Below are 21,348 nucleotides of genomic sequence, written 5' to 3' on the forward strand. Positions count from 1 at the left end.
CGCTCACACCCTCCCCAGGCTGAACCCGCGGGCGATGTAGTTGCGCACGAACCAGATGACGATCGCGCCCGGCACGATCGTCAGCACCCCGGCCGCCGCCAGCAGCCCCCAGTCGACGCCCGCCGCGCTCACCGTGCGCGTCATCGTGGCGGCGATCGGCTTGGCGTTCACCGAGGTGATCGTCCTGGCGATGAGCAGCTCCACCCAGCTGAACATGAAGCAGAAGAACAGCGTCACGCCGATCGCCGACCGGATCATCGGCAGGAAGATCCGCACGAAGAACCGGGGGAGCGAGTAGCCGTCGATCGCCGCCGTCTCGTCGATCTCGCGGGGGATGCCCGACATGAACCCCTCCAGGATCCACACCGCCAGCGGCACGTTGAACAGCATGTGCGCGATCGCCACGCCCAGATGCGTGTCGAACAGGCCGACCGACTGGTAGATCTGGAAGAACGGCAGCAGGAACACCGCCGGGGGTGCCATCCGGTTCGTCAGCAGCCAGAAGAACAGGTGCCGGTCGCCGGCGAAGCGGAACCGGGAGAACGCGTACGCCGCCGGCAACGCCACGACCAGCGACATCACCGCGTTCATCGACGTGTAGACGATCGAGTTCAGGTAGCTCGAATACCACACCGGGTTCGTGAAGAACGTGACGTAGTTGTCGAACGTCACCCGCTGCGGAATCAGCGAGAAGCTTCCGAGGATGTCCTGGTTCGGGCGGATCGACATGCCGAACATCCACAGCACCGGCAGCAGCAGCGTCGCCCCGTACAGCCAGAACACCGTCCGCGCCCACGGCAGCCGCCGCCCGTCCCGCCCGCTCATCGGCCGCTCCTCGTCAGCACGGTGAAGAACACGTAGCAGGCGATCTGCACCACCAGGAAGTACAGCAGCGAGAACGCGCCCGCCGGCCCCAGGTCGAACTGCCCGACGGCGATCTTCGACAGCAGGATGCTGAGGAACGACGTGGCGTTGCCCGGCCCGCCGCCCGTCACCACGAACGGCTCGGTGTAGATCATGAAGCTGTCCATGAACCGCAGCAGGATCGCGATCGTCAGCACCCCGCGCAGCCTCGGGAGCTGGACGTGCCGGAACGTCGCCCACGCCGACGCCCCGTCGATCTGCGCCGCCTGGAAGTACGGGTCCGGGATCGACCGCAGCCCCGCGTACGCCAGCAGCGCCACCAGCGGCGTCCAGTGCCACACGTCCATGACGAGCACCGTGATCCACGCGTCGGTGGCGTCGAGCGTGTAGTTGAAGTTCACGCCCGGCACCCGGTTGACCGCCCAGCCGCCCAGGCCGATGTCGGGACGGGCGAAGATCTGCCAGATGGTGCCGACCACGTTCCACGGGATGAGCAGCGGCAGCGCCACCACGACCAGCGCCGCCGGCACCGCGACCCGCCCGTGGCGCGGCATCGTCGCCGCGATCGCCACCCCCAGCGGGATCTCGACGAGCAGCACCTGCGCCGAGAACAGCAGCGTGCGGCCGAACGCCGCGCGCACCTCCGGGTCGCGGGTCACGTCGCGGAACCACTCCAGCCCGACGAAGATCCGGTCGTTCGGGCTGAACACGTCCTGCACCGAGTAGTTCACGACCGTCATCAGCGGGATCACCGCGGTGAACGCCACCGACAGCACGACCGGCAGCACCAGCCACCAGGCCCGGTTGTCGCGCCGCTTCACCTCCGGCGGGCGCTTCTCGCTCACGCTCCGGGCCTCCCGTCCAGCGGCTCGACGACCCCGCACCTGACGGCGTCCCTGAACAGGAACGCGCGCCCCTCGGCGAAGCTCAGCGGCTCCGCCTCGCCCACCGTGACCGCCGCCCCGGCCTCCGCACGGACGACGAGCGGGTGCCCGTCCACCGCCGCGTGCACCAGGTCGTAGGCGCCCATCCGGTCCACCCCCGTCACCCGGCCCGTCAGCCCGTTCAGCCCGCCGTGCCCGGCGCCCAGGCGGACGAACTCCGGCCGCACCCCGACCCGCACCGGCCCCGGCGGCAGGTCGCCGGAGGCCCGCCCCAGCGCCGTGCCGCCGACCCGCACCACGCCGCCGGCCAGCTCGCCCGGCAGCACGTTCATGCCGGGCGAGCCGATGAAGTGGCCGACGAACTCGTGCGCCGGCGACAGGAACAGCTCGCCCGGCTCGCCCGCCTGCACGATGCGCCCCTCGTTGAGCACGACCACCTCGTCGGCGAACGTCAGCGCCTCCGTCTGGTCGTGCGTGACGTAGATCAGCGTGTGCCCGGTGTCGCGGTGGATCTCCTTCAGCTTGCTGCGCAGCGCCCACTTCACCGCCGGGTCGACCACGGTCAGCGGCTCGTCCAGCAGCACCGCCGCCACGTCCGGCCGCACCAGCCCGCGGCCCAGCGCGACGATCTGCTGCCGGCCCGGGTCCAGCCGCCGCGACCGGCGCCGCAGATGCTCGTCCAGGCCCAGCAGCCGCGACACCTCCCGCACCCGCCGGTCCGTCTCCGCCCGGCCCAGGCCCCGGTTGCGCAGCGGGAAGGCCAGGTTGTCGTAGACCGACATCTCCTCGTACAGCACCGGGAACTGGAAGACCTGCGCGATGTTGCGCCCCGCCGTCGGCACCCCGGTCACGTCCCGGTCGCCGAACCAGATCCGGCCGGTGGTGGGGGAGAGCAGGCCCGAGACGATGTTCAGCAGTGTCGTCTTGCCGCACCCGCTCGGCCCGAGCAGCGCGTACGCCCGAGACCCGCGCCACGTCCACGTCGTCGGCCGCAGCGCCCACGTCCGGCCGCCGTCGTAGCTGTGTCCCACGCCCTCCAGCCGGATGTCAGTCATGCAGATTGTCCTCCGCCATGCCGCGACTCGAACACGAACACGTCCTCCGGGTCCACGTACGCGGTCGCCCGGCCGCCCGGCTCGTAGGCCCGCGTGCCCGGCAGGTGGGCCACCACGTGCGGGCCGCCGTCCAGCAGCAGGTGCAGGAACGTCGACCCGCCCGTCACCTCCGCCAGCCGGACCTCCCCGGGGAAGCCCACCGCGCCGCCGCCCGGGCGCTCGACGGCCACCTGGTGCGGGCGCACGGCCAGCGCCACCTCACGACCCGGCGGCAGCCCGGCGGGGGCGGGGAAGGTCGCGCCGAGGCAGTCGATGCCGCCCTCGCGCGCCACGCCCGGCAGCACGTTGAGCGGCGGGTCGCTGAGCGCCGCCGCGACCGCCAGCGACGGCGGCCCGGCGTACAGGGCGGCCACGTCGCCGGTGTGCAGCACCCGGCCCTCGCCCAGCACCACGGCCGGGGCGCCGAACGACAGCGCCTCGTTCGGGTCGGCCGTCGCGTACAGCACCACGCCGGGGGAGTCCGCGAACATGCCCCTGAGGTCGGCGCGCAACTGCTCGCGCAGCTTGAAGTCCAGGTTGGCCAGCGGCTCGTCGAGCAGCAGCACGTCCACCGGGCGGGCCAGCGCCCTGGCGATCGCGGTGCGCTGCTGCTGGCCGCCGGACAGCTCGCCGGGCCGCCGGTCCAGCAGCTCGCCGATGCCCATCAGCTCGGCCACCTCGCGCACCCGCCGGTCCACCGACTCGCGGGGGAAGGCCCGGTCCAGGCGCAGCGGGGAGGCGATGTTCTCGTACACCGTCAGCGTCGGGTAGTTGATGAAACGCTGGTAGACGAAGGCGACCGACCTGCGGCGCACCGAGACCGAGGTGACGTCACGCCCGCCGACGAGCACCCGCCCCGCGTCCGGTGGATGCAGCCCGGCGACGACCCGCATGAGCGTCGTCTTGCCTGCCGTCATCGGCCCCAGGAGGGTGGTCATCCCCCTCGGTAACTCCAGGTTGATGTCGTCGAGCCAGACCTCGCCGCGCTGCCGTACGCGGACGCCGTCGATGAGCAGCATGATAGATCGCCACCTTTTCTCCTCCAGTTAACATGATCCACAAAGGCGTGCAAAGGGTCTTTTCGCGGCGGCGCACATGAGAATCGCGGTCAATTCCTGTACTGAGAGTTACTGAAAAACTACTGTGGGTAGCAGTTCAGGGGTGTTCCCCTACCGGACCCAGGAGGTCTCATGCACCGCACGCTTCGCCTGACCGGCGTCGCCGCCCTCGTGGCCGGCGGCCTGCTCGCCGCCACCGCGCCCGCCCACGCCATCGTCGACCCGGTCGGGGCCCTCGAGTGCCTCACGGCCAGCGCCGGCGAGGTCACCACCCTCGTCGACCCCTCGGCCCCGGGACTCCCGGCCGAGGTGCCCGCCGTCAACTGCCTGACCGCGCCCTGACTCTCGGCAGGCCGGGGCGGCCCCCGTCCCGGCCGCAGGTTTCCGTTCCGCCCAGCAACCCCAAGGAGCAGCGTTGTACCTGCGGACCCTGTACGTCGCCGTCCTCACGGCGGCCGCGATCGTCCTGCCGCCCCTGGCGGCGGACGCCGGCGGCGAGCCGCTGATCGGCCTGGAGACCGTCATCCAGCACGTCAACCTCCTCACGTCCTAGATGCACCCGCCCCTGCCTCTGCACGTGGCCGGCGCCCCCCGGGAGCGGCGCAGCCCGCTCAAGCGCCTCGGCTACGTCATGTTCCTCAGCCGCTGGATCCAGGCACCCCTCTACCTGGGCCTCATCGCCGCGCAGGTCGTGTACGTGTGGCGGTTCATGGCCGAGCTGATCCACCTCGTGGAGCTCGGGTTCGGCGGCCACCCTCCGGAGACCACCGTCATGCTCATCGTCCTCGGCCTGGTGGACGTGGTGATGATCTCCAACCTGCTGATCATGGTGATAGTGGGCGGCTACGAGACGTTCGTGTCGCGCCTGCGCATCGAGGGGCATCCCGACCAGCCCCAATGGCTCTCCCACGTGAACGCCAACGTGCTCAAGGTCAAGCTCGCCATGGCCATCATCGGCATCTCCTCCATCCACCTGCTGCAGATATTCATCAACGCGGCCCGCCCGGCCGTCACCGACAGGGAACTGCTATGGAAAACGTTGATTCATCTGACCTTCATCGTCTCGGCTGTCGCGCTGGCCCTCATCGACCGCATCATGCTGAACAGCCGGCCGAGCCGGCACCGGCCGGGCGACCCGGCTTCCGCCTCGCCGCAGCAACGGGTATCGGCGGCGTGATCGTCGGCTTGCTCGCGCAGGTGTCCCCGGCGGCGGCCAAGCCGGCTCCACCGCTCATCGGCGACATCATCATCTTCAACGACGAGATCGTCGAGCCGGTGTCGGCGCCGGTCAGCACCTGCGGCGCGCTGTTCCCCGTGCTCAGCTCCGGATCCAGCACGTGCACGGACGCCTCGCGCGTCTCCGACGACGACGCATGACCGGCACGAGGCGCAGGACCGGCGCCTGACCGCCATGCTCCCGGCAGGCCACCCACCTACCGGGACCCCGTGCCCGCCCCCAGCTCCCCCTGCGGGGCGGGCACGCGGCGCCCTCCGCCCGTGAAAGTTTCATATAGCGTCCGATAATTTCTGCTCACCACCTGCGCCGATGACGGGACGCCGTTCCCGGCATTGACCACGCTCTCGCATGTCAATACCTTCCCCGCAAGGGTCCCGGGCTGATGAAACTTTCGGGATCGGAACTTCGCGGAGGTAGGTGCTCGTGCTCTCGACAACGCTCAACAGATCCGGAGCCCGGATCAGAACCCTCACGGCGGCGGCGGCCCTCGCCCTGCTCACCGTGTTCCTGGCGCCGGCCGTCCCCGCCGACGCCTCGGCGCCGCTGCGCCAGCACGCCGCCGCACGCGGCAAGTTCATCGGCGCCGCCCTCGCCACCGGGCCGCTGTCGAACGAGACCCAGTACCGCACCCTCGCGGCCGGCGAGTTCAACCAGATCACCGCCGAGAACGCGATGAAGTGGGACGCCACCGAGCCCAGCCAGGGCCAGTTCAACTTCTCCGGCGCCGACGCCATCATGAACTTCGCCCAGCAGAACGACCAGCAGGTCCACGGCCACACGCTCGTCTGGCACAGCCAGACCCCCACCTGGGTGCAGAACCTGCCCGCCACCGCCATGCGCGAGGCCATGCGCAACCACATCGACACGGTCGCCGGCCGCTACGCCGACAACCCCGCCCTGGTCTCCTGGGACGTGGTCAACGAGGTCTTCGAGGAGAACGGCAGCCTGCGCACCTCGTTCTGGTACAACACGCTCGGCCAGAGCTACATCGCCGACGCCTTCCGCTACGCCCGCGCCGCCGACCCCGACGCCCGGCTGTGCATCAACGACTACAACGTCGAAGGCATCAACGCCAAGAGCACCGCCATGTACAACCTGGTCCGGTCGCTGCGCCAGCAGAACGTGCCCGTCGACTGCGTCGGCTTCCAGAGCCACCTGGCCATCCAGTACGGCTTCCCCAACGACCTGCAGCAGAACCTGCAGCGCTTCGCCGACCTCGGCGTCCAGGTGCGCATCACCGAGCTCGACGTGCGCATGCAGATGCCGCGCGACGCCTCCAAGGACGCCACCCAGGCCACCTACTACCGCAACGTCGTCAACGCCTGCCTCGCCGTGACCGCCTGCGCCGGCGTCACCATCTGGGGCATCACCGACAGGCACTCCTGGGTGCCCGACACGTTCCCCGGCGAGGGCGCCGCGCTCATCTACAACGAGAACTACCAGACCAAGCCGGCCTACACCGCCGTGCACGACGCGCTCGCCGGCGGCACCGGCAACGACACCACCCCGCCGACCACCCCGGGCACCCCGGCGGCCTCCGGCGTCACGAGCAGCTCGGCGAGCCTGTCCTGGGCGGCCTCCACCGACTCCGGCGGCAGCGGCCTGGCCGGCTACAACGTCTACCGCGAGCAGGGCGCCACCGACACGCTGCTCGGCCAGTCGGCCACCAACTCCACCACCCTCACCGGCCTGACGGCCGACACCGAGTACCAGGTGTACGTGCGCGCCCGCGACGGCGCCGGCAACCTGTCCACCCCCTCGGCGACGGTGACCTTCGAGACCAGCGCGGGCGGCGGCCCCGGCGGCCCCTGCACCGCGACGGGCACCGTCCAGACCCAGTGGAACAACGGCTACGTCGTGCAGCCCGTCACCGTCACCAACACCGGCTCGGCCACGCTCAACGGGTGGACCGTCACCTTCACCCTGCCCGCCGGCCACACCCTCGCGGGCTCCTGGAACGCCACCCTGACCACCAGCGGGCAGACGGTGACGGCCAAGAGCGTCTCCTACAACGGCACCCTGGCCCCCAACGCCGCCACCAGCTTCGGCTTCCAGGTCAACCGCCCCAGCGGCAACACGCAGACGCCCTCGGGCTACACCTGCGCCTCGCCGTGACCGCGTACCCCTGATCTCCGCGCGGGCCGAGGGAGGAGCGGCACCGGGAGCCGTACGGCCCGCGCGGCTTCCCGCGGGCGCGCCCCCCACGCGGGGGCGCGCCCGCCCCTTACGGTCTGCACGGGGGCGTCAGGGGTTCAGGAGGGGGAGGGTCAGGCGGAAGCGGGCGCCTTCGCCGAGGGCGGTCCGCAGCTCGACGTCGCCACCGTGCGCGCGGGCGAGGGAGCGGGCGATGGCCAGCCCGAGCCCCGCGCCGGCGCCGACCGAGCGGTCGCGGGAGCGGTCGGTCCGGTAGAAGCGGTCGAAGACGCGGCCCGCCTGCTCGGCCGTCATCCCCGGCCCCTCGTCCGCCACGTCGAGCACCGCCCGGCCGTCCGCCGTGCCGACGCCGATCCGCACGGGGGTGCCCGGCGGGGTGTGGGCGGCGGCGTTGCCCACCAGGTTGGCGACCACCTGACGCAGCCGCGCCTCGTCGGCGTGGACCGGCGCCGGGCCGGGCGGCCCGCCGTCGGGCCCGGTGACCTCGACGGGACGCGCCGGGTCGAGGGCGCGCAGGTCGTGCCGGGCGTCGTTGGCGAGCGTGCGCAGGTCCATCGGGGCCAGCTCGAGCTGCTCGTCGGCGCCCTCGTCGAGCTGGGCGAGCAGCAGCAGGTCCTCGGTGAGCGCGGTGAGCCGGGTGGCCTCGCGGTCGATGCGCCGCATCGCCTCGTCGACGTCGGCGGGGGAGGCCAGCGCGCCCATCCGGTGCAGCTCGGCCGAGCCCTTGATGACGAACAGCGGCGTGCGCAGCTCGTGGCTGACGTCCGAGACGAACGCGCGCATCCGCGCCTCGGACGCGGCCCGGTCGGCGAAGGCGCGTTCGAGCTGGCCGAGCATGGTGTTGAGCGACGCCGCCAGGTGCCCGATCTCGGTGCCGGGCGGCGCCAGCACGGGCACCCGCCGGCTGAGGTCGCCGCCGGCGATCGCGGCCGCGGTGTGCTCGATCCGGCGCAGCGGCCGCAGCCCCCGGCCGAGGGCGAACCAGCCGGCCCCCGTCAGCAGGACGAGCAGCACCGCGCCGCTGATCACGCTGCTGGCCCGGACCCGGGCGATGGTCGCGTCGGCCTCGGCCAGCGGCGCCGCCGCGATCACCGTCCCGCCCCGCCCGGTGGCCGGCCGGGCGACGGCCCGCCACCGGCCCGAGCCGTCGGCGGCGGGCAGGTCGGCGGCCGACGCGTCCGCGGGCACCGCGCGCAGGTCCTCCAGGCGCGGCAGCGTCGCGGCGGCCACCCTGGGCGAGTGCACGCTCGCCGCCACCGCGCCGCCCGCGTCCAGATAGACCAGGTACGGGCTGCCGAACACGTCGAGTCCCTGCGCGAGGAGGCCGGGGCGGGCGGCGGCGTCCGCGAGGTCGGGCGGCCCGGGGGCCGGCACGCTGGAGACGAGCGCGGTGAGCGAGCGCAGCTGGCCGTCGAGCCGGCCGAGCTGGTAGCGCTCCAGCTGGTCGGCGACGACCGCGCCGGCCAGGCTCAGCCCGGCCAGCAGCAGCCCCGCGGTGAACAGCAGCAGCCTGGCCCGCAGCGACAGCCGCCTCACCGCCGGGGCTCGCGCATCACGTAGCCCACGCCGTGCACGGTGTGGATGAGCTTGGGCTCCCCGGCGTCGACCTTGCGCCGCAGGTAGGAGATGTAGGTGTCGACGATGCTGGCGTCGCCGCCGAAGTCGTAGCGCCACACCCGGTCGAGGATCTGCGCCTTGGACACCACCCGCCCGGCGTTCTCCATCAGGTAGCGCAGCAGCCGGAACTCGGTGGGGGAGACCCGGACCGGCCGCCCCTCCCGCGTCACCTGGTGCCCGTCGACGTCGAGCGTGAGCGCGCCCACCTTCAGCACCCCGGCGTGGTGGCCGGAGGTGCGGCGGAGGATCGCGCGGATCCTGGCGATCAGCTCCTCCAGGTCGAACGGCTTGGTCACGTAGTCGTCGGCGCCGAGGGAGAGCCCGGTGACCTTGTCCGCCTGGCGGTCGCGGGCGGTGAGGAACAGGACGGGCACCGGCCGCCGCTCGCGCAGCCGCCGGACCACCTCGAAGCCGTCCATGTCCGGCAGCATCACGTCGAGCAGCACCAGGTCGGGCGGTTCGGCGCCGGCCGCGGCGACCGCCTCGGTCCCGGTCGCCACCGAGGTCACCCGGAACCCGGCGAAGCGCAGCGTCGCCGCGAGCAGCTCGCGGACGGTGGCCTCGTCGTCCACCACCAGCAGCCGCTCGGCGTCCTCCTCGGGCGTCATCGCCCGGCCTGATCCGTCCACGCCGGCCAGGATACGGAAGCCCGGTGCCCGCCCATCACACGTCGCGGCGCCGGAACAGCACGAACGCGGCGGCCAGCACGGCGGCCACCCCGAGGCACATCCCGCCCAGGTTCAGCCACGGGTGCGGGTGGGCCGGGTCGGGGACCGTCGTGAGCACCGAGGCGGCGCCCCTGGTCGGCCAGACGGCGACGAGGCCCTGCAGCCACGACGGGAACAGGCCCGCGAGGGCGGGCACCAGGAAGACGATCCCCACCAGTGTGGCGAGCGCCCCCGCCGTGGCCCGCATGATCGTGCCGAGCCCGGCCGACAGCAGCGCGATCGCCGCCAGGTAGACCCCGCCGCCCGCCACCGCGGAGAACACCCCCGGGTCGCCGAGCCGTGCGTACGGCACGCCCTGACCGGCGAGGAGGGCCTGGCCGAGGAGGAAGGAGGCGAGCATCAGCGCCTGCCCCGCCACCACGGCGATCGCGGTCGCCACCACCACCTTGGCCGCCAGCAGCCGGTGCCTGCTGGGCGCGGCGGTCAGCGTCGTCGCCATCAGCCCGGTCGCGTACTCGGAGGTGACGACCAGGATGCCCACCACGCCGATGATCAGCTGGGCGACGATGTACGACGTCAGGCTGAGGTTCGTCGGGTCCCACGCCTGCCGTTCCGCCTCGGTCAGGGCCGCGTGGTCGGCCCCGGCCGTACTCATCGACAGGCCCGTGATGCCGAGCCCGACCACGAACAGGCACGCCAGCGTGTACCAGGTGGAACGCAGCCCGCGCAGCTTGATCCATTCGGCGTGCAGGAGGCGGGTGAAGCGCACGGAGCTCATGCCCGGGCCCCCTGGTACTCGACGCTGTCCCTGGTCAGCTCCATGAAGGCGTCCTCCAGCGAGGGCCGCTGCGGGGTGAGCTCGCTCAGCTCGACGCCGTGGTAGGCGGCGAGCTTGCCGATCTCCGCGCTCGTCATGCCGGAGACGACGAGGGACGACTCCGGCCCGCCGCGCACGGCGGCCCCGGCGGCGGTCAGCCGGCGCGCGAAGGAGTCCGCCCCGGACGCGCGGACGAGCACGGCGCCCTCGCCGGCGCCGCGCACGAACTCGCCCATCCCGGTGTCGGCGATGAGCCGGCCCCGGCCGATGACCACCAGGTGGTCGGCGGTCAGCGCCATCTCGCTCATGAGATGGCTGGAGACCAGCACGGCCCGGCCCTCACGGGCGAGGGAGCGCATGAAGCCGCGGATCCAGCGGATGCCCTCGGGGTCGAGTCCGTTCACCGGCTCGTCGAAGATCAGCACAGCCGGGTCGCCGAGCAGCGCCGCCGCGATGCCGAGCCGCTGCCGCATCCCGAGCGAGAACCCGCCGGCCCGCTTGCCGGCCACGGACTCCAGCCCGGTCCTGGCGAGCACCTCGTCCGCGCGGCGCCGGGGCAGGCCGTTGCTCACCGCGAGCGCCAGCAGGTGGTCGTACGCCGTCCGGCCGCCGTGCACCGCCCCGGCGTCGAGCAGCGCGCCCACCTCGGTCAGGGGCACGGGCAGGTCCCGGTAGCGGCGTCCGCCGACGGTGGCGGACCCGCTCGTGGGAGCCGCCAACCCCATGATCATCTTCATCGTGGTGGACTTGCCCGCGCCGTTCGGGCCGAGGAAGCCGGTCACCTGCCCGGGGGAGACGGTGAACGACAGGTCGTCCACCACCGTGTCCGGCCCGTACCGCTTGGTCAGCCCTTTTACGTCGATCGTCGTCATGGCCGAGATCCTGGCGGGTCCGGCCGACCGCCTTCTGTGAGCTTCTGGGAGAACTCTGGGAACCCGCCCGGCCGGCCCGCCGCCGTCCCGTTCACTCTCAGGAAACCCGAAGGACCCGCCCATGCGGAACAATGAGCCGATGAGGAGACGCGAACGGGGCGGCGGCCCGTGAGGCAGCGGGTGCGCGCCGCGGCGCTGCGGCTGGCGGGCGCCGGCGGCCTGCCCGCCTACGTGTACGACCTGCCCGGCCTGGCCGCGCACGCCGCGGACGTGCGCGCCGCGATGGGCGGCACGGCCGAGGTCTTCTACGCCGTCAAGGCCAACCCGGCCGCCGAGATCCTGCGGACGCTGCGCCCGTACGTGGACGGCTTCGAGGTCGCCTCCGGCGGCGAGCTGGCGCACGTGCGCGAGGTCGCGCCGGACGCCCGGATCGCCTTCAGCGGCCCCGGCAAGACCCCGGCCGAGCTGGCCCTCGCCCTGGAGGCGGGCGTCGAGCGGCTGCACGTCGAGAGCCCCCGCGAGCTGGCCCGCCTGATCGAGCTGGCCGGCCCGCGCGGAGCCGACGTGCTGCTGCGCGCCAACCCCGGCCTGCCCGGCGAGGGCGCCGCCACCCCGTTCGGCATGGACCCCGCCGGGCTGGCCGCCTGCCTGCCGCTGCTCGCGGACGCGCCGCGGATCCGCGTGCACGGCCTGCACACCCACCTCACCTGGGCCCGAGAGGACGCGGCCGGCCTGGCCCGGCTCGCCGCCGAGGTCGCCCGCTGGGCGCTCGGCTGGATCGGCGCGCACCTGCCGCACCTCACCGCCCCCGAGCTCGACCTGGGCGGCGGCATGGGCGTCGACTACGCCGCCCCGGACGAGCGGTTCGGCTGGGCCGCCTACGCCGGCGCGCTGTCCCGCCTCGGCGGGGCGCGGCTGCGGATCGAGCCCGGCCGCGCGCTGACCGCCTACGACGGCTGGTACGTCACCGACGTCCTCGACGTCAAGCGCAACCACGGCCGCGACTACGCCGTCCTGCGCGGCGGCACCCACCACCTGCGCACCCCCGTCGCCCGCGGCCACGACCAGCCCTTCACCGTGATCCACCGCGAGAGCGCGGGCCCCGCCCTGACCGGCCGCGCCACCCTCGTCGGCCAGCTGTGCACCCCCAAGGACGTGCTGCACCGCGACGCCCCCGTCACCGGCCTGCGCCCCGGCGACCTGATCGCCTTCGGCCTGGCCGGCGCCTACGCGTGGAACCTGTCCCACCACGACTTCCTCATGCACCCCCACCCCGGCCTGCACTACCTGGACGGACGCGATGATCCTCGATGACGCGGCAGACCCCCTCCACACCTGGCAGCACGCCGAGCGCTACCTGGGCGGGGGCACCCGCGCCTACAGCAGCTTCTCCGCCGACCTGGAGATCTCCGAGCCCTACCACCCGCAGCTCGGCCGCCCCCGCTTCCCCGTGCCGACCTTCCGCGTCACCGGGACGTTCCTGACGAACGCCGTCGAGTCCACGCTCACCAAGCTCTACCGGCGCGGCGACGGCTTCCTGCTGCCCGTCCACCCCGAGACGCTCGCCCACCCCGCTCTGCCCGGCCGCGACGCGCTGGTCGAACGCGGCCCCGACCTGACCGTGGTGCCCTCGGCCAACGCCCGCACCGTGTTCGTCGAGCGGATCGGCGCCGAGCCCGTCGAGCCGCACTTCGTCAAGCTGCACTACCCGCGCAGGCTGTCGCGGTTCACCCGGCGGCTGCGCCGCCCGATCATCACCGTGCAGCTCTGGGCCGCCGAGGAGCTGCTGGCCGCCGGGCTGCCCGTGCTGCCCGAGGTGGCGGGCGGCGTGCTCGGCGACGACCCGCGCGAGGCGTGGGGCTTCCTGCTGCGCGAGGCCCGCCCCCGCTCCGGCGGCCTGCCGTTCACCGTGCCGCTGTTCGCGCTGTACGGCCACGACGTGCGGCGGCCCGGCGACCCGACGCTGATGGAGCAGCTCGTGGCCCGCAGCGGCGAGGACCCCGGCGACTGGCTGGCCCGCCGCGTCGTCACCCCGATGGTCGAGCTGTGGTGCCGGGCGCTGACCCGTACGGGATGCGTCCTGGAGCCGCACGGCCAGAACACGCTGTTCGCCTTCGACGGCGGCGGGCGCACGGCCGTCCTCTACCGCGACTGCGGCGTCTACGTCGACCCCCGCACCCGCCACGACCTCGGCCTCACCCGCGAGCTGCCGCCCGTCAACGTGATCTCCCGCGACGTCCGGCAGCCGCGCGAGAGCGTCTTCAGCCTCGCCTACGACAGCTTCCTCGGCCACCACGCGCTCGAACGCCTCGCCGCCGTCGCCGAGGCCGCGCTCGGCGTGCCGCCGGAACGGCTCAGGCGGGCCGCCCGCGACGCCTTCGCCGCCGGCGTGCCCATGCCCGCCACCGTCCACTACTACGAGGACCGCCTGCGCGCGAACGGCGCCTGGGACCTGACCGACACCGGCGAGCCGCCCGCCTGGCGGCCGGTGTCGTGACGGGCGCTCTCCCGTTCGTCTTACAGGTGAGACCCACGGGAAGGGGAATGTCGTGAAATACGTGCTGATGTTCATGGACACCGAGCAGTTCACCAAGGACCTGGAGGCCATGACCGGCGACGAGCGCGCCGAGGCCGTACGGAAGGTCGAGCAGTGGTTCGCCGACCACGCCGGCCGGATCACCGGCGGCAGCAAGCTCGCGCCGCCGCACACCGCCACCACCGTCCGCCTGGAGGGCGGCGGCGAGCCCGTCATCACCGACGGGCCGTTCATGGAGGGCAAGGAGGTCGTCAGCGGCTTCGCCGAGATCGACGTGGCCGACCTCGACGAGGCCCTGGCCATGGTCCGCACCTGGCCCGCCTGCCCGACGGTCGAGATCAGGCCCGTCGAACGGTGACAGGCGCGCCCGCCGACGAACTGGCCCGCGTGGTGCGCGAGCACGCGGGCCGGCTCGCCGCCTCGCTGGTGTCGCTCCTCGGCGACTTCTCCGCCGCCGAGGACCTGGTCCAGGACGCGGTCGAGACCGCGCTGCGACGCTGGCCGGACGAGGGCATCCCGGACCGCCCCGACGCCTGGCTCCACACGGTGGCCCGCCGCCGCGGCCTGGACGTGCTGCGCCGCGAGTCCGTCTACCGGGCCAAGCTGGAGCTGCTGCGCGACCCCGCCCCGGCCGAGCCCGACGGGCGGCTGCGGCTCATGTTCACCTGCTGCCACCCGGCGCTGCCCAGGGCCGCGCAGATCGCGCTCACCCTGCGCGTGGTGTGCGGGCTCACCACCGGCCAGATCGCCGCCGCCTTCCTCGCCCCGGAGACGACCGTCGCCCAGCGCATCACCCGCGCCAAGAAGAAGATCGCCGAGGCCGGGATCCCGTACCGGGTGCCCGCCGCCGGCGAGCTGCCCGCCCGCGTGCGCGAGGTGCTGGCCGTCATCTACCTGCTGTTCAACGAGGGCTACCTGTCCAGCACCGCCGAGCGCGCCCACTCGCGCGACCTGGTCGACGACGCCGAATGGCTCGCCTCGCTGCTGACCGGGCTGATGCCCGCCGAACCCGAGGCCGCCGGGCTGCTCGCGCTCATCCGCCTGCACCGGGCCCGCGACGCCGCCCGCTTCGACGACTCCGGCGGCCTCGTGCTGCTGCGCGACCAGGACCGGTCCCGCTGGGACCACGACGCCATCGCCGCGGCCACCGCCCTGCTGACCCGCACCGCCCGCCGCCACCGCGCGCCCGGCCCGTACCAGCTCCAGGCCGCCATCGCGGCCTGCCACGCGGAGGCCGACCGCTGGGACGACACCGACTGGCGGCAGATCGTCGTCCTCTACGACATGCTGCTGCGCCTCGCGCCCTCACCCGTCACCCGGCTGCACCGCGCCGTCGCCGTGCGCCACGCCGACGGCCCCGAGGCCGCGCTCGGCGAGCTGAAGGACCTGCGGGCCGCGCTCGACCGCTATCCGCTCTATCACGCCACCCATGCCGAGCTGCTGCGCGACCTCGGCCGGCCAGGCGAGGCCCGCGAGGCCGACGAGCGCGCCCTGCGCCTGACCGCCAACCCCGCCCAGCAGGCCCTGCTGGAGGAGCGCATCAGCTGGTCGGGCACAGCCCCCTGATCGCCAGCGCGTAGCCGCGCACCCCGAACCCCACCACGATCCCCGCCGCCACCGGCGACAGGTACGAGCGGTGCCGGAACGGCTCACGCCGGTGCACGTTGGAGATGTGCACCTCCACCACCGGCAGCTCCGCCCCCTCGATCGCGTCGTGCAGCGCCACCGACGTGTGCGTGTAGGCGCCCGCGTTGACCACCGCGCCCACCGCCCGGCCCGCCTTCACCGCCGCGCCCGCCTCCTGGATCCAGTCGACGAGGTCGCCCTCGTGGTTGGACTGCCGGAAGTCGAGCTCCATGCCGGCCGCCGCGCACTCCTCGCGGCACAGCGCCTCCACGTCGGCCAGCGTGGCCGTCCCGTAGACCTCCGGCCTGCGGGTGCCGAGCAGGTTGAGATTGGGGCCGTTGAACACGTACACGGTCGTCACGCCCGCCATTGTGTCAGCCCTTGTAGTTGAACACCTGCCGCAGCGTGTGCCGCACCGTCACCAGGTCCTTCTGGTCCTCCATCACCTGGTCGATCGGCTTGTACGCCTCCGGGTGCTCGTCCACCAGCGCCGCCGCGCGGTCCTCGTTCCAGGTGCGGCCCCGCATCGCCGCCTTCAGCGACGAGGCCGACAGCTCCCGCTTGGCCCTGGTGCGCGACATCCGCCGCCCCGCCCCGTGCGCGCACGAGTGGTACGACTCCGGGTTGCCGCGCCCGCTCACGATGTACGAGCGCGTCCCCATCGAGCCCGGGATGACGCCCTCGTCACCGGTGTCGGCCTTGATCGCGCCCTTCCTGGTGATCCACAGCCTCTTGCCGTGGTGCTCCTCCAGCTGGGTGAAGTTGTGGTGGCAGTTGATGGTCCGCACCCTGCGCCCCGTGCCCACGACGCGGAACAGGGCGTCGACCAGGACCCGGTCCATCCGGGCCCGCGAGGCCATCGCGTAGCGCTGCGCCCACAGCATGTCCTCGATGTAGGCGTCGAACTCCGGCGAGCCCTGCACCAGGTACGCCAGGTCCGGGTCCTCCAGCCCGATCGCCTGGCGGCGCATCAGGTTCTTGGCCCCGGCGATGTGCTTGGTCGCGAGCTGGTTGCCGATGCCGCGCGAACCCGAGTGCAGCACCGTCCACACCCGGTCGCGCTCGTCCAGGCACACCTCGACGAAGTGGTTGCCCGAGCCGAGCGTGCCGAACTGGCGCGACACCGTCGCCTCCTGCTTGCCCGTCAGCTCCGTGCGCGGACGGCCGAGCTCGCTCAGCGCCCGGTCGACCGACGGGTCCTCGTGGCCCTTGCCGACGCCCGCCGGGATGCGGCGCTCCACCAGCGGCATCAGCGCGTCGAGCGTGGCCGGCAGGTCCGCGGCCGTGAGCGTGGTCTCGGTCGCGACCATGCCGCAGCCGATGTCGACCCCGACGGCGGCCGGGATGATCGCGCCCTCGGTGGGGATGACCGAGCCGACCGTCGCGCCGATGCCGACGTGCGCGTCGGGCATGAGAGCGACGTGCCCGGAGACGAACGGCAGGCGGGCGGCGCGAGCGGCCTGCGTGATCGTTCCCTCGTCGATCTCGCTGGCCCAGGACAGCAGGTTCGGTGCGGGCTGGTGCGGCATGAGTGGATCTCCTCGGTTCGTTCTTGATCCAGTCTGCCGGGGGCGCAGGTGAAAACCCACTCATTTTACCCGCCGGCTTGTTACGATCCCCGCCGTGATCGCCGAAGAACCGCTGGCCGGAGGCGGGGTCAACGAGGTCGTCCGGGCCGGCGACACCGTCCGCCGCCCCGCCGCGCCGTGGACCCCCGCCGTGCACGGCCTGCTCACCCACCTGGCCGCCCGCGGCTTCACCGGCGCGCCCCGCGCCCACGGCCTCGACGAGCGCGGGCGCGAGATCCTCGACTACGTGCCCGGCGCCGTCGCCCACTACCCGGCGCCCCCCTCCACCTGGAGCGACGCCACGCTGACCGCCGTGGCCGCGCTGCTGCGCGACTACCACGACGCCACCATCGGCTATGTCCCGCCCGCCGGCGCCCGCTGGCAGTTCGCGCCCAAGGAGCCCGCCGAGGTCGTCTGCCACGGCGACGTCGCCCCGTACAACTGCGTCTTCCGCGACGGCGTGCCCGTCGCGTTCATCGACTTCGACACCGCGCACCCCGCGCCCCGCCTGTGGGACGTCGCCCACGCCGCCTACCGCTTCGTCCCCATCACCCTCGGCGGCCACGGCGAGGAGCCGCTGCCCGTCGCCGAGCAGATCCGGCGGCTGCGGCTGTTCTGCGACGCCTACGGCCTGCCCGAGGCCGACCGGCGGGCGCTGCCCGGCACCCTCGTCCGCGTCCTGCACGGGCTCGCCCGCCACATCCGCGAACGGGCCGCCGCCGGCGACGCCGCCTTCGCCGCCCACCTCGCCGACGGCCACCCCGAGCTGTACCTCGCCGACGCCCGGCACGTACAGCGGTATGCGTTTTGAGACAGCGCATGACGCCGACGTAGGCTGGGCCTCTGGCGAACGACAGGAGGTGACGCCCCATGTTGCGAGACTCGTTCGGACGGGTGGCGACGGATCTGCGGGTGTCGCTCACGGACAAGTGCAATCTGCGCTGCTCCTACTGCATGCCGCCCGAGGGTCTCGACTGGCTGCCCAACTCCCAGCTCCTCACGGCCGACGAGATCGTCCGGCTCGTCACCATCGGCGTCGAACGCCTCGGCATCCGCGAGGTCCGCTACACCGGCGGCGAGCCGCTGCTGCGCCGCGAACTGCCCGACATCGTCGCCCGCACCACCGCGCTCACCCCGCGCCCCCAGGTGTCGCTCACCACCAACGGCATCGGCCTGGCCCGCCTGGCCGCCCCCCTCGCCGCCGCCGGCCTCGGCCGCGTCAACGTCTCGCTCGACACCCTCGACCGCGACACGTTCAAGAAACTCGCCCACCGCGACCGGTTCACCGACGTGATCGCCGGCATGGCCGCCGCCCACGACGCCGGTCTGCGCCCCGTCAAGGTCAACGCCGTGCTCATGCGCGACGTCAACCAGCACGAGGCCGTCCCGCTGCTGCGCTACTGCCTGCAACAGGGCTACGAGCTGCGCTTCATCGAGCAGATGCCGCTCGACGCCCAGCACGGCTGGAGCCGCGACACCATGGTCACCGCCGACGAGATCCTCGACCTGCTGTCGGCCGCGTTCACCCTCACCCCCGACGAGAGCGAGGACCGCGGCAGCGCCCCCGCCGAACGCTTCCTCGTCGACGGCGGCCCCGGCCGCGTCGGCGTCATCGGCTCCGTCACCCGGCCGTTCTGCGGCGCCTGCGACCGCGTCCGGCTCACCGCCGACGGGCAGATCCGCAACTGCCTGTTCGCCACCGAGGAGTCCGACCTCAAGTCCGCCATGCGCGCCGGAGCCACCGACGACGACCTCGCCCAGCGCTGGCTCGCCGCCGTCGCCCGCAAGCGCGCCGGCCACGGCATCGACGACCCGTCCTTCCTCCAGCCCGCCCGGCCCATGTCGGCGATCGGCGGCTAGGTGCCCAGAGCGCGCGATCTCGGCCTCCCGCTCGCCGGCCGGCCCGGCGCGCACAACGCCATCACCGACGTGCCCGGCGTCCGCGTCGGCCACCGCACCGTCGTCCGCGACCCCGGCATCCGCACCGGCGTCACCGCCGTCGTCCCCGGCGCCACCCCGGTCAGCCCGCTGCCCGCCGGCGTGTTCACCGGCAACGGCCACGGCAAGCTCATCGGCGCCACCCAGCTCGCCGAGCTCGGCCTGCTGGAATCACCCGTCGTCCTGACCTCCACGCTGTCCGCCTTCCGCGCCGCCGACGCGCTCGTCACCTGGATGCTCGCCCGGCCCGACTGCGCCGGCGTGCGCACCTTCAACCCGGTCGTGGGGGAGTGCAACGACGGCCACCTGTCGGACATCCGCGCCCGGCCCATCACCGAGGCGCACGTGCTGGCGGCCATCGACACGGCGACCGGCGGGGCCGTCCCTGAAGGCTGCGTCGGCGCGGGCACCGGCACCGTGGCGCTCGGCCACAAGGCCGGGATCGGCACCTCCTCCCGCCTCGTCCCCCCGTACACGGTGGGCGCCCTCGTCCAGGCCAACTTCGCCGGCACCCTCCGCCTTCCCCCGGCGGGCCCCTCCCATCCGGACCGATCCCAGGCGGACACACCGTCACCGGGCCGCCACCTGCAGCCCGCTGGGTCACCGTCAGGCCCCCTGGAGGGGGACCGGCCCTCGACCGGCTCCCCGGCGCCCTTCCCCGGCCTACCGGCTCCCGTGGCGGTCGGTGACGACGGAGAGGCCGGGTCGTGCATGGTGGTGGTCGCCACCGACGCGCCCCTGGACGCGCGGCAGCTCACCCGGGTGGCACGGCGCGCCGTCTTCGCCCTGGCCCGGGTCGGCGCGGCCTACACCCACGGCAGCGGCGACTACGGCATCGCCTTCAGCGTCCGCCCCGGCGCCGCCCCCGTGCCGGACGCCTCGCTGAGCCCGCTGTTCGAGGCGACGCTCGACGCCGTCGAGGAGGCCGTGCTCAACTCCCTGTTCACCGCCACGACGACCACCGGCGTGCACGGCCGCACCGCCCACGCCGTCCCCCTCCCGGGCGCGACGCCATGAGGCCCGGGTACGACGCTGTGATCCTCGCCGGGGGCCAGGCCCGCCGCCTCGGCGGCCTCGACAAGCCCGGCCTCGACGTCGGCCGTCGCTCGCTGGTCGAGAACGTCGTCGCGGCCGTCCCCGCCGCCGGGCGCGTCATCGTCGTCGGCCCGCCCCGTGACCTGCCCGGCGTCCTGTTCACCCGCGAGGACCCGCCGGGCGCGGGCCCGATCCCCGCCCTGCGCGCCGGCCTCGCCCACGTCACGGCCCCCTGGGTCATCCTCCTCGCCGGCGACCTCCCCTTCCTGAACGCCCGCCACGTCACCACCCTCCTCACCGCAGCCCACTCCCTGCCGCCCACCGCTGAGCCCCACCTCGCGACCGCGCCAGACCGGCCCGCACACCCGGCGGAGACGGACGCTTCCACCAGCCAGGCCCGCCCGTCCGGCCCTCCCAAGGCGGCGGGAACGCCCTTCGAAGGGCCGGAGCCTCACACGGCGCCAGGCGCTCCCGGCCGGCCAGGGGCGGAGGTCAGCCCGTCCATGCCACCCGGGACGGCGGACGCTCACTCCGAAGGGCCGAAGCCTCACGCCCCACCAGGTGCCTCCGGTCCGCCCGGGGCGGGGTCGGGCCCGTCTGGGGCGGTGTCCGGGCCGTCCGGGCCCCGGGTGGGGGGCGCTTCCTGGGTACGCGTGGCGTCAAGCGACGTCGGTCGGCGCGGCCCGGGCGGTTCCGGGGTTGGGCCGGGCGGTGGGGTGGTGGCCGTGGATGGGGAGGGGCGGGAGCAGTGGCTGCTGGGCGTGTGGGACGTGGCGGAGCTGCGGGAGGCGCTGGACCGCTATGAGGGGCGGTCGCTGCGCGGGCTGCTGGCGCCGCTGACACGGGCCCGGGTGGCGTTGCCGCGCCGGGCATGGTTCGACTGCGACACTGTGGACGACCTCGAGGAGGCACGGATGAACGTACTGGCCGAATGGACCGCGCTGGCCTGCAAGGAGCTGGGCATCGACCCGGCGCGGGTGGACCGGGACCAGATCCTGGAGCTGACCAAGGAGGTGGCGCACGGGGTCGCGAGGCCGGCGGCGCCGCTGACGGCGTACCTGCTGGGGCTGGCCGAGGGGGCCGGCACGGCGCCGGAGGAGGCCGTGGCGCGGCTGACGACGCTGGCCCGCAATTGGGGCGAGGCGACGGCCGAGACGCTGACGGACAGCTGACACTGGAACGAACTACCGCTGTCAAGCACCCCGCTCGAACCTGAAGATTTCCTGTGAAATACGGCCAGGGCGGGGTGTAAACGATTTCGGGAAAGCAGCCCTATCCAATACGGGGGGCGCGCGTCGAACAGATCATCTAATGCGACGCTTTACCTGGAAAAAGGGCGACGCCGGGTGGTTACGGGGGCAAACCACCCGGCGTCGCTTC

The 21,348-nt window shown here is 73.4% G+C and carries 23 protein-coding genes and 1 pseudogene; 14 read left to right on the forward strand and 10 right to left on the reverse strand.

The features are described 5' to 3' along the window. Positions 1-3: 3 nt before the first annotated feature. Genes AB0G11_RS17395 through AB0G11_RS17410 form a run of 4 tightly spaced genes read right to left on the reverse strand, consistent with a single transcriptional unit; the run spans position 4 to position 3,861 of the window. Positions 4-825, reverse strand: a complete 822-nt coding sequence (locus tag AB0G11_RS17395; protein ID WP_219505634.1) for a carbohydrate ABC transporter permease — start codon at positions 823-825, stop codon at positions 4-6. Then, the gene (locus tag AB0G11_RS17400; RefSeq protein WP_219505631.1) at positions 822-1,709 is read right to left on the reverse strand and encodes a sugar ABC transporter permease; all 888 of its coding nucleotides are present in this window, start codon (positions 1,707-1,709) and stop codon (positions 822-824) included. Before AB0G11_RS17400 ends, AB0G11_RS17395 begins: the two co-directional genes overlap by 4 nt. Continuing rightward, on the reverse strand, positions 1,706-2,803 hold the full coding sequence (locus AB0G11_RS17405; RefSeq protein WP_219505629.1) for an ABC transporter ATP-binding protein: 1,098 nt from the start codon (positions 2,801-2,803) through the stop codon (positions 1,706-1,708). Before AB0G11_RS17405 ends, AB0G11_RS17400 begins: the two co-directional genes overlap by 4 nt. Then, positions 2,800-3,861, reverse strand: coding sequence for an ABC transporter ATP-binding protein (locus AB0G11_RS17410; protein WP_219505627.1), 1,062 nt, complete (start codon positions 3,859-3,861; stop codon positions 2,800-2,802). Before AB0G11_RS17410 ends, AB0G11_RS17405 begins: the two co-directional genes overlap by 4 nt. 171 nt (positions 3,862-4,032) lie before the next feature. Here AB0G11_RS17410 and AB0G11_RS17415 point away from each other — a divergent pair, with 171 nt between their 5' ends. The 5 genes from AB0G11_RS17415 (at position 4,033) to AB0G11_RS17435 (ending at position 7,252) form a co-directional block, all read left to right on the forward strand. Beyond that, positions 4,033-4,242 (forward strand): hypothetical protein, encoded by a 210-nt coding sequence (locus AB0G11_RS17415; RefSeq protein WP_219505625.1) that lies wholly within the window; start codon positions 4,033-4,035, stop codon positions 4,240-4,242. A 73-nt stretch (positions 4,243-4,315) separates the two neighbouring features. Further along, complete coding sequence (locus tag AB0G11_RS17420) at positions 4,316-4,453, forward strand: hypothetical protein (protein WP_219505623.1); 138 nt, start codon at positions 4,316-4,318, stop codon at positions 4,451-4,453. After that, complete coding sequence (locus AB0G11_RS17425; RefSeq protein ID WP_219505621.1) at positions 4,454-5,077, forward strand: TIGR00645 family protein; 624 nt, start codon at positions 4,454-4,456, stop codon at positions 5,075-5,077. Next, complete coding sequence (locus tag AB0G11_RS17430; protein ID WP_219505619.1) at positions 5,074-5,277, forward strand: hypothetical protein; 204 nt, start codon at positions 5,074-5,076, stop codon at positions 5,275-5,277. Before AB0G11_RS17425 ends, AB0G11_RS17430 begins: the two co-directional genes overlap by 4 nt. Before the next feature lie 283 nt (positions 5,278-5,560). Then, positions 5,561-7,252, forward strand: a complete 1,692-nt coding sequence (locus AB0G11_RS17435; RefSeq protein ID WP_357586748.1) for an endo-1,4-beta-xylanase — start codon at positions 5,561-5,563, stop codon at positions 7,250-7,252. Positions 7,253-7,381: 129 nt separating this feature from the next. Here AB0G11_RS17435 and AB0G11_RS17440 read toward each other — a convergent pair whose 3' ends face one another. The 4 genes from AB0G11_RS17440 to AB0G11_RS17455 are packed head-to-tail and all read right to left on the reverse strand — an operon-like array spanning position 7,382 to position 11,265. After that, positions 7,382-8,827, reverse strand: coding sequence for a HAMP domain-containing sensor histidine kinase (locus AB0G11_RS17440; protein WP_357586750.1), 1,446 nt, complete (start codon positions 8,825-8,827; stop codon positions 7,382-7,384). Beyond that, positions 8,824-9,516: a response regulator transcription factor gene (locus AB0G11_RS17445; protein ID WP_357586872.1), complete on the reverse strand. Its 693-nt coding sequence runs from the start codon at positions 9,514-9,516 to the stop codon at positions 8,824-8,826. Before AB0G11_RS17445 ends, AB0G11_RS17440 begins: the two co-directional genes overlap by 4 nt. Before the next feature lie 55 nt (positions 9,517-9,571). Next, a complete protein-coding gene (locus AB0G11_RS17450) occupies positions 9,572-10,354 on the reverse strand; it encodes an ABC transporter permease (RefSeq protein ID WP_357586752.1) in 783 nt (260 codons plus the stop codon). Further along, positions 10,351-11,265 (reverse strand): ATP-binding cassette domain-containing protein, encoded by a 915-nt coding sequence (locus AB0G11_RS17455; protein ID WP_357586754.1) that lies wholly within the window; start codon positions 11,263-11,265, stop codon positions 10,351-10,353. Before AB0G11_RS17455 ends, AB0G11_RS17450 begins: the two co-directional genes overlap by 4 nt. A 168-nt stretch (positions 11,266-11,433) precedes the next feature. On the opposite strand from AB0G11_RS17455, the gene AB0G11_RS17460 reads away from it, so the two are divergent. Genes AB0G11_RS17460 through AB0G11_RS17475 form a run of 4 tightly spaced genes read left to right on the forward strand, consistent with a single transcriptional unit; the run spans position 11,434 to position 15,367 of the window. After that, positions 11,434-12,579, forward strand: coding sequence for an alanine racemase (locus tag AB0G11_RS17460; RefSeq protein WP_308125775.1), 1,146 nt, complete (start codon positions 11,434-11,436; stop codon positions 12,577-12,579). Then, positions 12,566-13,762 (forward strand): IucA/IucC family C-terminal-domain containing protein, encoded by a 1,197-nt coding sequence (locus AB0G11_RS17465; protein WP_219505610.1) that lies wholly within the window; start codon positions 12,566-12,568, stop codon positions 13,760-13,762. The genes AB0G11_RS17460 and AB0G11_RS17465 overlap by 14 nt, the downstream gene beginning before the upstream one ends. A 52-nt stretch (positions 13,763-13,814) precedes the next feature. Next, a complete protein-coding gene (locus AB0G11_RS17470) occupies positions 13,815-14,159 on the forward strand; it encodes a YciI family protein (protein WP_308125774.1) in 345 nt (114 codons plus the stop codon). Next, entirely contained in the window at positions 14,156-15,367 is a 1,212-nt protein-coding gene (locus AB0G11_RS17475) for a DUF6596 domain-containing protein (protein WP_357586755.1), read from the forward strand. The genes AB0G11_RS17470 and AB0G11_RS17475 overlap by 4 nt, the downstream gene beginning before the upstream one ends. Here the strand turns inward: AB0G11_RS17475 and aroQ are convergent. Beyond that, a complete protein-coding gene (aroQ, locus tag AB0G11_RS17480; RefSeq protein WP_357586757.1) occupies positions 15,342-15,797 on the reverse strand; it encodes a type II 3-dehydroquinate dehydratase in 456 nt (151 codons plus the stop codon). The genes AB0G11_RS17475 and aroQ overlap by 26 nt on opposite strands. Positions 15,798-15,801: 4 nt before the next feature. Further along, positions 15,802-16,956, reverse strand: coding sequence for an RtcB family protein (locus AB0G11_RS17485; protein ID WP_357586759.1), 1,155 nt, complete (start codon positions 16,954-16,956; stop codon positions 15,802-15,804). Positions 16,957-17,050: 94 nt separating this feature from the next. Here AB0G11_RS17485 and AB0G11_RS17490 point away from each other — a divergent pair, with 94 nt between their 5' ends. The 5 genes and pseudogenes from AB0G11_RS17490 to AB0G11_RS17510 all read left to right on the forward strand — a co-directional run bounded on the left by AB0G11_RS17490 (position 17,051) and on the right by AB0G11_RS17510 (position 21,140). Continuing rightward, the gene (locus AB0G11_RS17490) at positions 17,051-17,806 is read left to right on the forward strand and encodes an aminoglycoside phosphotransferase family protein (RefSeq protein WP_357586761.1); all 756 of its coding nucleotides are present in this window, start codon (positions 17,051-17,053) and stop codon (positions 17,804-17,806) included. Between the two features lie 59 nt (positions 17,807-17,865). After that, positions 17,866-18,855: a GTP 3',8-cyclase MoaA gene (gene moaA / locus AB0G11_RS17495; RefSeq protein ID WP_357586763.1), complete on the forward strand. Its 990-nt coding sequence runs from the start codon at positions 17,866-17,868 to the stop codon at positions 18,853-18,855. Then, the gene (locus AB0G11_RS17500; RefSeq protein WP_357586765.1) at positions 18,856-19,950 is read left to right on the forward strand and encodes a P1 family peptidase; all 1,095 of its coding nucleotides are present in this window, start codon (positions 18,856-18,858) and stop codon (positions 19,948-19,950) included. Further along, a pseudogene (locus AB0G11_RS17505) lies at positions 19,947-20,324 on the forward strand (NTP transferase domain-containing protein); the annotation flags it as partial. The gene AB0G11_RS17500 and the pseudogene AB0G11_RS17505, both read left to right, overlap by 4 nt. A 558-nt stretch (positions 20,325-20,882) precedes the next feature. Further along, the gene (locus AB0G11_RS17510) at positions 20,883-21,140 is read left to right on the forward strand and encodes a DUF6457 domain-containing protein (protein WP_219505728.1); all 258 of its coding nucleotides are present in this window, start codon (positions 20,883-20,885) and stop codon (positions 21,138-21,140) included. Positions 21,141-21,348 lie beyond the last annotated feature (208 nt).

This window comes from Nonomuraea sp. NPDC023979 (genome assembly GCF_040639085.1).
GTDB classification, from domain to species: Bacteria; Actinomycetota; Actinomycetes; order Streptosporangiales; family Streptosporangiaceae; genus Nonomuraea; species Nonomuraea ceibae.

Coding starts and splice junctions, on each gene's coding strand:
- aroQ (WP_357586757.1), bottom strand. CDS start 15,797: ATGGCGGGCGTGACGACCGTGTACGTGTTCAACGGCCCCAATCTCAAC.
- AB0G11_RS17445 (WP_357586872.1), bottom strand. CDS start 9,516: ATGACGCCCGAGGAGGACGCCGAGCGGCTGCTGGTGGTGGACGACGAG.
- AB0G11_RS17485 (WP_357586759.1), bottom strand. CDS start 16,956: ATGCCGCACCAGCCCGCACCGAACCTGCTGTCCTGGGCCAGCGAGATC.
- AB0G11_RS17410 (WP_219505627.1), bottom strand. CDS start 3,861: ATGCTGCTCATCGACGGCGTCCGCGTACGGCAGCGCGGCGAGGTCTGG.
- AB0G11_RS17450 (WP_357586752.1), bottom strand. CDS start 10,354: ATGAGCTCCGTGCGCTTCACCCGCCTCCTGCACGCCGAATGGATCAAG.
- moaA (WP_357586763.1), top strand. CDS start 17,866: ATGTTGCGAGACTCGTTCGGACGGGTGGCGACGGATCTGCGGGTGTCG.
- AB0G11_RS17455 (WP_357586754.1), bottom strand. CDS start 11,265: ATGACGACGATCGACGTAAAAGGGCTGACCAAGCGGTACGGGCCGGAC.
- AB0G11_RS17405 (WP_219505629.1), bottom strand. CDS start 2,803: ATGACTGACATCCGGCTGGAGGGCGTGGGACACAGCTACGACGGCGGC.
- AB0G11_RS17465 (WP_219505610.1), top strand. CDS start 12,566: ATGATCCTCGATGACGCGGCAGACCCCCTCCACACCTGGCAGCACGCC.
- AB0G11_RS17395 (WP_219505634.1), bottom strand. CDS start 825: ATGAGCGGGCGGGACGGGCGGCGGCTGCCGTGGGCGCGGACGGTGTTC.
- AB0G11_RS17425 (WP_219505621.1), top strand. CDS start 4,454: ATGCACCCGCCCCTGCCTCTGCACGTGGCCGGCGCCCCCCGGGAGCGG.
- AB0G11_RS17510 (WP_219505728.1), top strand. CDS start 20,883: ATGAACGTACTGGCCGAATGGACCGCGCTGGCCTGCAAGGAGCTGGGC.
- AB0G11_RS17415 (WP_219505625.1), top strand. CDS start 4,033: ATGCACCGCACGCTTCGCCTGACCGGCGTCGCCGCCCTCGTGGCCGGC.